Genomic DNA, 12255 nt, shown 5'->3' on the forward strand with positions numbered 1-12255 from the left:
GCCCATAATTTTAACTTTCCGATTATGGGCAAAACTTCGCAATTGTTGCTATTAAACCATCTTGGTCTCTGTCAAACAACTCAATGTTGTGACAGGTGTTTAAATCCTGTTAACTACTCTTTCTCTATAACAGGCTCGTTCGCACTGTCCTTTGAGCTATCGTTTAAGGTGACTAGACGGTAGAAGACAGGCGTAAATAGTAAGCCAAATACCGTAACTCCAATCATCCCGAAGAACACTGCATTACCCATTGCCTGACGCATCTCTGCACCTGCCCCTGACGCCAGTACCAGAGGGACTACACCAGCTGTGAACGCAATTGAGGTCATCAGGATAGGACGCAGTCGTAAGCGACACGCCTCCATGATGGCTTCCAGATGGGTAGCCCCGGTTTTATGCTTGTCGCGGGCAAACTCAACCATCAGAATCGCGTTCTTCGAGGCCAATGCCACCAATACAATCAGCGCAATCTGGGTGAAGATATTATTGTCACCACCAAGCATGTAGACACCCGCCAGTGCAGAGAATATCGTCATTGGCACTATCAAGATGATGGCAAGCGGTAAACGCAGACTCTCATATTGTGCAGCCAGTACCATGAAGACCAACACCACAACCAGAGGGAACACATAAACCATGGTATTGCCCGCCAGGATCTGCTGGTAGGTTACCTCAGTCCACTCATAACTGATCCCTTCCGGTAAGCTCTCGGCCAGTACAGATTCAATCGCTTCTTTGGCCTGATCTGAGCTGTAACCCGGCGCTGGACTGCCGTTTAGTTCAGCCGTCATATAACCGTTATAGTGCATTACCCGATCCGGACCTGTGGTGGGTGTCACCGTAACTACCGAGCCCAGCGGTACCATATTGCCAGCGGCATTGCGTACCTTCAGGTTGTTGATCTGTGACTGTTTGGCGCGAAACTCAGCGTCGGCCTGTGCTTTTACCTGATAGGTACGACCAAACAGGTTAAAGTCATTCACATACACAGAGCCAAGATAAACCTGTAGCGCACTGAACACTTCATCCAGCGGAATACCTTGTAGTAGTGCCTGCTCACGGTCAACGTTAATGTCCATCTGTGGTACCTGGATACGGAAGCTGGAGTACAGACCCGTCAGTGCCGGATGTTGCTGAGCCTGACCAATGGTACCCTGCAGCGCCGCAAACAAGGCTTCGAACCCTTTATTACCTCTGTCCTGAAGCTGCAGCTTAAAGCCACCTGTGGTACCCAGGCCAAGAATTGGCGGCGGCGGGAAGACCGCAACAAAAGCCTCATCAATTTCAGCAAAACGCATATTCAGTTGCATCGCAATCGCATGGGCCGAGAGGCTGGGATCCTGACGCTCCGAGAAATCAGCCAGTGGCGTAAACACGATGCCGCTGTTGGTACTGTTAGTAAAACCATTTACCGACAGACCCGGGAATGCCACAGTATGGGCAACACCTGGTACTTCCAGCGCAATCGCCTGCATTTGTCTGACAACGGCTTCTGTTCTGTCCAGACTGGCAGCATCTGGCAGTTGTGCCACCGCAACCAAATATTGCTTATCCTGCTGAGGAATAAAGCCACCCGGCACTGAATTAAACAAGCCAACCGTTGACCCCACCAGGCCTAAGTAAACCACACCCACGACAACACTCATGCGGATCAGTTTTTGTACCAGCTTCTCGTAACCTTGTGCACCTTTGTCGAACATGCGATTGAACGGTTTGAACAACCAGGCACCAAACAGTTTGTCCAGTACACGAGTCAGACCATCTTTAGGCGCATCATGCGACTTCAACAACAAGGCTGAAAGCGCAGGCGACAAGGTCAGTGAGTTAAAGGCAGAGATCAAGGTTGAGATCGTGATGGTCAGAGCAAACTGCTTGTAGAACTGACCCGACAGTCCGGTAATGAATGCCGTCGGAATAAAGACCGCACACAGTACAAAGGCAATCGCGATAATTGGACCGGTTACTTCGGTCATGGCAATTTTAGTTGCCTCGAACGGACTGTATCCGTCAGCAATATTACGCTCTACGTTTTCAACCACTACAATGGCGTCGTCCACAACAATACCGATGGCCAGTACCAGACCAAACAATGACAGCGTATTAATAGACACGCCCAGCATCTGCATTACGGCGAAGGTACCAATCAGTGACACCGGCACAGCAATTAATGGGATGATTGACGCACGCCAGGTTTGCAAAAATACCACCACAACCACAACAACCAGCAGGATGGCTTCTAGCAAGGTCTGAATAACCGCATCAATTGAGCCGCGCACGAATACAGTCGGGTCATAGGCAATTTCGTAGGTCATGCCCGTCGGGAAGTCTTTAGACAGACGTGCCATTGTCGCACGTACGTTATCTGACAAGGCAATGGCATTAGAGCCCGGGCGCTGGAAGACAGGCATGGCCAGCGCAGGCTGATTGTCCAGCATGGCGCGTAGCGCATAGTTTTCCTGACCCAGTTCAACGCGGGCAATATCCTTTAAGCGTGTGATCTGGCCCTGCTCGCCCACTTTAATGATCACTTCTTCGAATTCATCAATCTGAGTTAAGCGACCTTTTACGTTTAACAATACCTGAAACTGGTTTTCATCCGGTGAAGGTTGAGCCCCCAGAGAGCCTGCTGCTACCTGTTGGTTTTGCGCACGTAATGCACTGATCACATCACCTGCTGTCAAGTTGCGGGCAGCCAGCGCATCGGGGTTTAACCACACACGCATAGAGTATTTAGCACCACCAAATAGTTGCAGATCGCCCACTTCTGGCAAACGCTTCAGCTCATCTTTAATATAGATATCCGCATAGTTGGCCATGTAAGAGGTATCCTGCTGACCATCTGGAGAAACCAAGTGGACCACCAACGCCAGGTTAGGTGATGACTTTTGTGCTGTCACACCCAGCCGCTGAACTTCCTGCGGCAGGCGAGGCAAGGCGTTATTCACGCGGTTTTGCACCTGAACTTGTGCCTGGTCCAGATCGGTACCCAAGGCAAACGTCACAGTCAAAGTTAAACGACCATCGCTGGTTGCCTGAGATGAATGATACAACATGTTTTCGAGGCCATTCAGTTCTTGCTCAAGGGGCGTTGCAACAGTCTGACCAATAACTTTGGGGTTTGCGCCCGGGTAGCTGGCATTCACCACAACCGTGGGTGGCACTACTTCCGGATACTCACTGACCGGCAACTGAAACAGTGAAATAGCACCGGTGATCACAAACACCAGCGAGAGCATGGCCGCAAAAATCGGCCTGCTGATAAAAAAGTGAGAAAAGTTCATAATGGCCTCTTAGTTTGCAGCGCTGAGCTGAATGTCGCGCTGTGCAATCACAAGACGGGTGTCATCCAGGTTGAGCGTGACCATATTTGGCGTAATTGGCATACCCGGGCCGACACGAGCAGGGCCATTGGCCGCCACTTTATCCCCATCTTCCAGGCCTGATTTAATCGCGCGGAATGCACCATAGCGCTCGCCCAACTCCACCAGGCGATATTGCAAGGTGTTGTTAGCATCAACGGTCAACACAAAGCGGTTTTTCAGATCAGTGCCAATGGCACGCTCAGGCACTAACGGCATTGTTGTCGCATCGGCGGCGCCTAAAGAAATTCGAGCAAACGCACCCGGCTTAAGACCATGCTGCTGCGCGTCAAATACTGCGCGAACACCTAACGTACCGGTATTCGGGTTAATTTCATTGTCGATAAAATCGACCACGCCAGGTACAGATGCGCCACCATTAATACGCTGCAATTGCACCGTGACCGCATCGGTAGCATCAACACCGGCAAATTTGTCGCTCCAGGTGCGTTCGTCCACATCAAAATAAGCATAGATCTGCTGATCTGACACTATGGTTGCCAGTGTGGTTTCGCCCGCACTCACATAGTTACCTTTGGTCACGATAGCACGAGATACAACCCCGCTGATCGGCGCTTCAACCTGACTAAACTCCAGATCCAGACGCGCTTTTTTCAGTTGCGCCGCAATGGCATCACGATTAGCTTGTGCCTGACGCAATGTCGCCGCACGCTGCTCAGCCAGCTCGGTTGACATGGCTTTCTCAGCCACCAGCTGCTTAGCACGACGCGCTTCACTTTTGGCCTGCATCAGGGCTGCATCGGCACTCACCAGTTGTGCATTCAGGGTTTCAACCTGCACCTCAAACGGACGAGGATCGAGTCTGAACAGGATCTGACCTTTCTCAATCCGCTCACCTTCTTTGAATGTCATCTGCTCCACCTGGCCAGACACACGCGGCTTAAGCACAACCCGCTCTGGTGCCTGCAAACGCGTAGTAAAGGTATGCCAGGACTGGACCGGCGCCATTTTGACCTGTGCCACATCAATGGTCAGTGGCGGTGGCTGCTGCCCTTCCTGTGCGCTTGGCTGACTACAACCACTAAGCACTAAAGCAAGTGCGACCGCACTGAGTGTATAGCTAATTTTATTCATGACATTCTCCGACAGTATGAGTTGATATGATGGTACGAAGAATTACCGTGAAGAAAAATGGTAGTTTTTTAAAAACATTAGTGCCAGAATGGCACCAATAAACTTTTCTTTGTGTTAAAAGGACAGATTATGGATACCACCAGCCGCTTGATTATGTTGCTCGAAGTTGTTGAGCAGGGGTCATTTTCTAAGGCCGCTGAACTGAGAAATATAGACCGTTCAGTGATCTCCAAACAAATAGGCAAGCTCGAAGAAGAGCTGGGGGTTCGACTACTGAATCGCACCACCCGATCCTTTTCCCTGACTGCGGCCGGTGCTGAAATGGTAAAAAAGGCAGCAGATCTGCGCTTGTTATTGCAAGATACCGTGCAACTGGCTGAAAACTATCACCAGGAGCCCAGAGGGTTATTGCGCATTACCGCATCGAGTTATATTGGCCAACATTACCTGATGCCAGTCATCAACGACTTCCAGAAGCGCTTTCCTCAGGTCAGTGTTGAGATACGCATGGATGATCGGGTCGTTGATATGATCTCTGAAGGGTATGATCTGGCCTTTAGGGTCGGTGAGCCACGTGACTCGTCTCTGGTTGCCCGCAAGATAGCCCGAAACAAAATGCTGATCCTGGCAACACAGCGCTTTATCGACACCTATGGCGAGCCCAAAACCATGGCCGATCTGGCCGACTTACCTGCGGCTTCCTACAGCAGCTCCCATTTGCGTTTTGAGTCCATCAGTTACATAGATGAAAATGGCAAGCCTCAGGAACAGCCCATTACACCCGTGTTTCGCTCCAATGATGCCGAAGCTCTGATGTCCAAAGTGTTATCACATACCGCATTTTTTACCGCACCGGCCTTCTTTTTTGCCGATGGCGTCGATACCGATCAGCTGGTTCCGATGCTGACGCATGTCAATTTGCCCGACTACAGCGCAGTGTATGCAGTCTATCCACACCGGGATCTACCCGTCAGAACCCGATTATTTTTGGATGCTGCACGGCACTATATCGGCGAGCATAAGCCGCGCTGGGAGCTGAATATTCCCGGTATTGATCAGCTTTATCAAGCTAACAATAAATAATTGCACTGTATGGGTATATTTATACTCATACAAAATATTCAATAATGACAACGATAAAATAGCAGTCATAATGACATTCTGTGGGCTATGAAGCGCAAAAACTCGAGGGAAAGAGCGTTTTTCAGGTTTAACTCAACTCCACGTACATCAATAATGTTATTTCACAAAGAGTCACACATACACACCATTAAAACCTAGAAAGCCTTTATTTTTCATATAAATACAGTTTAAAACAGGATGTTTTCCGAGATGTTAACACCCAAACTAAAGTCATTTGTTAGCCATATATATGGCACACAGATGCCATGAATTCTTAGCCTCTTTGTCTTTTTTGGTTTCTATAGTACTGCCCCTGAAACAATTACAGAGTCAGGATTATGAAATTAAAATTACTAACACTTGCAATGCTTTGCGGCAGTGCCGCTTTACTCACTGGTTGTTCTGATAATGACAATGAGGTGCCAATCAAACCGCCGGTTAAAGAGCAGCAAACGGACGATGATAAGCAGCCTGTAGATGACAAGCAGCCAACTGACGACGACAAGCAACCGACAGATGACGATAAACCAACAGACGACGATAAGCCAACAGACGACGATAAGCCAACGGATGACGATAAACAGCCTGATGAGCCCGTGATTGCTGAAGGTACACTGCTTGAGCTGCGCATCATGGAAACCACTGATCTGCATGCTAACCTAATGAACTTCAACTACTTCTCGAACAAAGCAGATGACAAAGTCGGTCTGGTCAAAACCGCAACTCTGATCCGCCAGGCGCGTGAGGCAGTTAATAATTCTGTATTAGTTGACAATGGTGACCTGATCCAGGGCAGCCCGCTTGGTGACTATATGGCAAAAGTCAAAGGCCTTGAAGAAGGTGATGTACATCCCATTTATGAGGCGATGAACACGCTGGATTACGACGTAGCGAATATCGGTAACCATGAGTTTAACTTTGGTCTGGAGTTTTTGGACGAAGCCATCGACGACGCCAAGTTCCCGTATATCTCTGCCAACGTATTTAAGGATGACGGTGACGATGACCCAAGCAACGATGTACCACTTTTCACTCCGTATCTTATCAAAGAGAAGCAAGTCATTGATAAAAACGGTGACACACAAACGCTGAAAATCGGTTACATCGGTTTTGTTCCACCTCAGATCATGCAGTGGGACAAAGCTAACCTGGAAGGTCAGGTTATTGCCAAAGACATCGTCGATATGGCCAATCACTATGTGCCTAAGATGAAAGAAGAAGGCGCGGATATCATCATTGCTATTCCTCACTCTGGACTGGAAACGGCTGAGAAGAAACCTCTGGCTGAGAATGCCAGCTACTACCTGTCAAAAGTCGACGGCATTGACGCCATCATGTTTGGCCATGCCCATGCTAATTTCCCGGGTTCGCGCTATGCCGGCCTTGAAGAACATGGTGTCGACAATGAGAAAGGCACCATCAATGGCGTAGCTGCCGTGATGCCTGGTTTTTGGGGTAATAACCTAGGTATCATAGACATGACGTTAGAATACGGTGCAGATGGGTGGCAGGTAAAAGACTCTCAGTCTACGCTGCAACCGATCTCTATCACCAACCCAGATCGCACCGTCACGTCTTTAGCAGTTAACGATGCTCAGGTCGAAAACGCGTCAATGACCGCACATGAAGAAACCAAAACCTGGGTAAACGAGCCGTTTGCTAAGATTGCTGATGAGGTCAACAGCTATTTCGCACTCGTTAACGACGATCCGTCAATTCAAATTGTTACCGATGCTCAACTTTGGTATACGCAAACAATTGTCAAAGGGACTGAACTGGACGGTCTACCTGTGTTATCGGCAGGCGCGCCGTTCAGAGCAGGACGTGGTGGCCCAGACGACTTTACAGCGGTCGATAAAGGAGACATTGCTTATCGTAACGTAGCCGACCTGTATATATACCCAAATGTACTGAAAGTTCTTAAACTCAATGGTGCTGAAGTTAAGCAATGGCTGGAAATGTCAGCGGGTCAGTTTAACCAAATCATGCCAAACAGTGAAGATGTTCAGGTTCTGGTTAATACCGACTTCCCTTCTTATAACTTTGATGTGCTGGATGGCGTGGGCTATCAAATTGATGTGACCGAGCCTGCTCGATACGACACCAAAGGCAATAAAGTCTCTGATGGTAACCGCATTAAAGCCCTCACCTACCAGGGCGAATTGGTAACGGATGAACAGGTGTTCCTGGTTGCAACGAATAACTATCGTGCATCAGGTGGCGGTAACTTCCCGGGGATCTCAGGAGAGAAAATTGTAGTTGATTCTCCTAACGAAAACCGTCAGGTCGTCGCCGACTACATTGCACTACAGTCAAATAAAAATCCGGAAACCGGCATGGATCCAAGCGCGGATGGTAACTGGTCATTCGCACCGGTAGAGGGTGCAAACGTGGTATTTTACAGCTCTCCGTCGGATAAAGCTGCCGTATTCAGTGCTCGCTTTGCCCATATCACACCTTTGAACAAAACCACTGATGATGGTTTTGCAATCTATCAAATCGACCTGACTCAGTCTGCTGACTGAATTTCAGAGCGATAAACAAATTAAAAGCCACGCATTTGCGTGGCTTTTATATCGCGCCGTAATCACAGGCAGTATGCGGCAATTTCATATCAACCTGCTGAACTGAACGCGCAATTTTGAGGCCAAAGGATTGTGTGCTTGCCAGGGAAACTTGGCTATTCAGCGAGCTTAACTTAGTTCGCAATCGGTTTACGTACTGAGTTAATGCGCTCATTTAGCAAAGGTAGTCAGGCAGGTTGATATTCACAACGGGAATTGATGATGAAACTATCTAAACTCACAGTTTTAGGCCTTGGTGTAACGCTTGCGCTTAGCGCAACCGCTTTGCAAGCTGCAACACCGTATAACTGGAATAACACCGCACCGGTCAAAGTGCCGAGTGCACAACAAAGTAATGGCAAAACCGTTCTGTTCGACGTCTCGCACGGCGGCGTTGAAGGTAATGCCGACTGGGTTATCGACGGCGCATTTTCTGACTTCGCCGACGCGCTTGTCGCTGAAGGTTACCGCGTTGAGGAATATCGCGGCGTCGATTTGAATAACGATGGTAAAATTCGCTTTTTTGATGACCGCAGTTTCTCAACTCAGGCAAACGAAGCCATCATTACTTATGATGCTATCAAACATGCTGACGTGTTTGTCCTGGCAGAAACCAACCGCCCATTTACCCTGGCAGAGCAACAGGCGCTGGAAACCTTCGTAGCCGCGGGTAAAGGTATTTTCTTTATCGCCGACCATTATGATGCGGATCGCAACCTCAATACCTGGGATGCGACTGAAGTCTTCAACGGTTACAACCGCTCTGATCTGAGCAAGTACAATATGGGTGGCGCTTATGGTGACTGGCGTAACCCTAAAAGCGCACAACAAGGCTGGTTAGTCGAAAACTTCGGTATTCGTTTTCGCTTCAACGGAGTTGACTACAAGCAAGGCGTCAGCGGTGTTGAGCCGGCTTATCAGACCGAAGGTCTGACACAAGGTGTCGCGCCTATCCTAATGGCTGCTGGTGCAACCCTGGCTATCGTCGACGGCCAAAAAGCCAAAGGACTGGTTTACTTTGCTGAAACCGATAATCCGACTAAGTGGCGACATGCGAAAGACTCAGGTTTGTATTTTGGTGGAGAAGCTGAAGGCCCTTATGTAGCAATCGCTAAATCAGGCGCTGGTAAAGCAGCCTTCATTGGTGACTCTTCACCAATTGAAGATGCAACACCTAAGTATCGTCGTCAGGACAATGGCAACACTAAGAAGACTTATCCAGGCTGGACAGATCCGGGCCACGCATCCGTACTGTCAATTAACATCGTCAACTGGCTGGCTACGCCAGAGAGTTATACCCATTTTGATGGTGCCAATGGCCGCACACCAGGTCGCGTAACACCAGTGCCGATGACCTCAGAGGAGATGTTCGATCCTAACAATGGCCAGCCCTGGAGCAACCCAAGCAATGGCTTCAACCCATGGGATACTGATACCTATAAAGACAACTCTTTCAATGCACCTTATGGCCAGGGCCAGGTAGACCCAGATCCTGATCCGGATCCTGATCCGACACCTGGTACTGCGGTCTCCGTTGCTGACGCTTTGGCAGCGACAACCGGTACTGAGTTAGTCGTTCAAGGTAAAGTGACTGACGCCGTCAATGGTATCTATGGCCTGTTACTGACTGACTTAAATAACCCGGCTGTCAGCATCAATGTCAAATTAGAGTCTAATCAACGTGCCGACTTCAACCCGCAATTGAACCCTGAAATTCTGGGTAAAACCTTGTTGGTAACCGGTAAGCGTAACAGCTACATGGGTGAACCAGGGATCCGTTACGTCACGGATTTGGTTATCGCACCAAGCGCACTGTCCGTCTCTCAGGCGCTGGCCACCGCGCAGGGTGAAACCATCACGTTAACCGGTAAGGTCAAAGCACCGCTGAACAGCATCTATGCTCTGGTCCTGTCAGACTTGTCTGACGACAGCACCACCATCAACATCAAGCTTGAGTCAAGCCAGCGCGCCGAATTCAGCCCACAGCTGAACCCGAGCATTCTGGATGAGACTTTAGTGATCACCGGTAAGCGCGACTCGTACATGAGCCAGCCGGGGATCCGCAACGTCTCTGAAATTGCCAAGGCGTCGTCGACTTCACCAGATCCGGATCCAAATCTGGATTTGACCGTCAGCGAAGTACTGGCAAAAAGCAATGGCACACCCGTTGTTGTGGCCGGTACCATAACTTCTGCCATCAACAACATTTATGCCCTGGAACTGAGCGATCCAAACGCGCCAGGTAACAAGCTGTATATCAAGTTGGAATCATCACAGCGCGCGACATACAGCCCTCAGCTAAACCCTTCTCTATTGGGCAAAAAGCTGCGTGTAACCGGTGTTAAAAATGACTATATGAGCCAGCCGGGTGTACGTAACGTCACCGCACTGACTCTACTAGACTAAACCAACGGGATTAAAGTCAGGCGACGCATTGCGCGTCGCCTTTTTCATTAGTCTTCCGCTGCAAGTGATTGAATGTCCTCAATCAGCTCTTCTAACTCTGATATTAAACGTTTTTTCTGTTTATCACTGAGACTTTGATACACATCCAGTAAATACTGATGGTTGGCTTTGCTATTTTGCTCATTGGCCAGGTTGAGCTGCTCAGAGCGGAATACCTCAGGTGCCATCAGCAACTCGGACAACCTCGCCTTAAATGCATCTCCACGCTCAGGCTGAGCAAACAAGGCTCTGAGCTCCGCCTGATAATGCGCACGATAGTCTGACCATAAATCTGAGGTACTGACCAGTTGCCCATATAACTGCTCAATACGACTTTCCTGCTCAGCAGACAGTCTGCCTATCCAGCGCTTAAGGTTCTTGTTGCGCTCTTTTAGCCAACGCTTGTACTTTTTCTGCTCAGAACGCTTTGCCCTTTTCTCTGCCCGCTCAGCTTCTCCTTCAGCAATTTCATCAAATAATTCACTGGCCTGTTCTTCACTGAGCATCGGGGCCATTTCGACCAGATCTGGCACCACTTTGTTGCGCAGGCGATGCCAATGCTCAAGCATCTGTGTGCGGTGGTAACCAATGCGCTCCAACGTAATTTTGTCATTTTCTATATCTGATTTCAGCATAGTGAGCTGCTCGGCATACCGTGTCAGCTCTTGTGACTTATGCCAGTCCAGCCAGACAAGCAAACGCTCGTCAAACTGTGCTTCCTGTTCATCGGTAAGCGAAATGTAGTCATCAAGATACCAATAGCTCAGCCAGTCAGCATTTTTATAGATAAATTTAGTTGAACAGCCGGTCATCGTCAGCAATGCCAGCACCAGAAAGAACTTTCTCATCGTCGTATCCATAGTCTGTGTTATTAGTCTCTTTAGTTAATACGGAATTCGACAAAAAGTGGACTAAAAAAGTGTCTGTAAATATTTCGTTCGTTACAAACTCCGGCCAACCTCAAAATCTAATAATAAGCCGATTATCGCAAAATCTGAGCCCTGCCCCGCACGATAGCTTACCTGCATACTGATACCCAGAAGACAATACACGAGGAACACTTATGAGCCACTGGAATGATGAAGATGCCATCAGCTACGACAACAAATGGGGGGAACTGGCGTTCCACCAGCAGATCCCTGAACTTGCAGGCGTACAATCTGATTTCAATATTATCGAACTGGGTTGCGGTGGCGGGTATCTGAGCTTATGCCTGGCACAGGCTGCTGTAAACGTACGTGTAACAGCTTTGGATCCAACCCCTAAAATGATTGCTTTGGCGCAGGCGCGGCAACGCAAAACAAACCTTTCACACGCTCAATTACAGTTTTTTGAAGCCGGTGCAGAGGCACTGGATGTCAGTGCAGACACTCAGGACCTAGTGATCGCTGCATTTTCTGTCCACCACTGGCAAAGCCCGGAGCAAGCTATGACACTGATTTACGGCGCACTTAAGCCCGGCGGTAAGATCTGGTTATGCGAGGATCTGAATGCACCTACCGAAGGAAATACAGAGGTGCACACTGAATTGAAGACACTTAACGGCGTTAAAGGACTGCTGCAACACACTGGTTTTACCCAGCTATCACATAAAGTCCATCGCAGTCATGAAGGTGAATTTCTGATAATTGAAGCACTTAAGCCGTCATAAAACAGCTAAACAAAGCGCC

7 protein-coding genes are annotated in these 12255 nt (G+C 48.9%); 4 read left to right on the forward strand and 3 right to left on the reverse strand.

What is annotated here, in order from left to right; genetic code table 11:
• Positions 1–113 precede the first annotated feature (113 nt).
• Together CWC22_RS12085 and CWC22_RS12090 are read right to left on the reverse strand one after the other, a co-directional pair.
• Positions 114–3281: an efflux RND transporter permease subunit gene (locus CWC22_RS12085; RefSeq protein ID WP_138539594.1), complete on the reverse strand. Its 3168-nt coding sequence runs from the start codon at positions 3279–3281 to the stop codon at positions 114–116.
• Between the two features lie 9 nt (positions 3282–3290).
• Entirely contained in the window at positions 3291–4454 is a 1164-nt protein-coding gene (locus CWC22_RS12090; RefSeq protein ID WP_138539595.1) for an efflux RND transporter periplasmic adaptor subunit, read from the reverse strand.
• A 129-nt stretch (positions 4455–4583) separates the two neighbouring features.
• Here CWC22_RS12090 and CWC22_RS12095 point away from each other — a divergent pair, with 129 nt between their 5' ends.
• From CWC22_RS12095 to CWC22_RS12105, 3 genes are all read left to right on the forward strand, one after another.
• A complete protein-coding gene (locus tag CWC22_RS12095) occupies positions 4584–5537 on the forward strand; it encodes a LysR family transcriptional regulator (protein ID WP_010381740.1) in 954 nt (317 codons plus the stop codon).
• 377 nt (positions 5538–5914) lie between these two features.
• Positions 5915–8101 (forward strand): bifunctional 2',3'-cyclic-nucleotide 2'-phosphodiesterase/3'-nucleotidase, encoded by a 2187-nt coding sequence (locus tag CWC22_RS12100; protein ID WP_138539596.1) that lies wholly within the window; start codon positions 5915–5917, stop codon positions 8099–8101.
• Positions 8102–8362: 261 nt separating this feature from the next.
• On the forward strand, positions 8363–10546 hold the full coding sequence (locus CWC22_RS12105; RefSeq protein ID WP_138539597.1) for a DUF6359 domain-containing protein: 2184 nt from the start codon (positions 8363–8365) through the stop codon (positions 10544–10546).
• Between the two features lie 47 nt (positions 10547–10593).
• On the opposite strand, the gene CWC22_RS12110 is transcribed toward CWC22_RS12105, so the two are convergent.
• On the reverse strand, positions 10594–11433 hold the full coding sequence (locus tag CWC22_RS12110; protein ID WP_138539598.1) for a DUF6279 family lipoprotein: 840 nt from the start codon (positions 11431–11433) through the stop codon (positions 10594–10596).
• Between the two features lie 215 nt (positions 11434–11648).
• On the opposite strand from CWC22_RS12110, the gene CWC22_RS12115 reads away from it, so the two are divergent.
• Positions 11649–12236 (forward strand): class I SAM-dependent methyltransferase, encoded by a 588-nt coding sequence (locus tag CWC22_RS12115; protein WP_138539599.1) that lies wholly within the window; start codon positions 11649–11651, stop codon positions 12234–12236.
• Positions 12237–12255 lie beyond the last annotated feature (19 nt).

It is taken from the genome of Pseudoalteromonas rubra (assembly GCF_005886805.2).
GTDB classification, from domain to species: domain Bacteria; phylum Pseudomonadota; class Gammaproteobacteria; order Enterobacterales; family Alteromonadaceae; genus Pseudoalteromonas; species Pseudoalteromonas rubra_D.

Excerpts from the sequence above, each read along its gene's own strand:
- CWC22_RS12085 (WP_138539594.1), bottom strand. The coding sequence starts at position 3,281 with ATGAACTTTTCTCACTTTTTTATCAGCAGGCCGATTTTTGCGGCCATG.
- CWC22_RS12090 (WP_138539595.1), bottom strand. The coding sequence starts at position 4,454 with ATGAATAAAATTAGCTATACACTCAGTGCGGTCGCACTTGCTTTAGTG.
- CWC22_RS12095 (WP_010381740.1), top strand. The coding sequence starts at position 4,584 with ATGGATACCACCAGCCGCTTGATTATGTTGCTCGAAGTTGTTGAGCAG.
- CWC22_RS12100 (WP_138539596.1), top strand. The coding sequence starts at position 5,915 with ATGAAATTAAAATTACTAACACTTGCAATGCTTTGCGGCAGTGCCGCT.
- CWC22_RS12105 (WP_138539597.1), top strand. The coding sequence starts at position 8,363 with ATGAAACTATCTAAACTCACAGTTTTAGGCCTTGGTGTAACGCTTGCG.
- CWC22_RS12110 (WP_138539598.1), bottom strand. The coding sequence starts at position 11,433 with ATGAGAAAGTTCTTTCTGGTGCTGGCATTGCTGACGATGACCGGCTGT.
- CWC22_RS12115 (WP_138539599.1), top strand. The coding sequence starts at position 11,649 with ATGAGCCACTGGAATGATGAAGATGCCATCAGCTACGACAACAAATGG.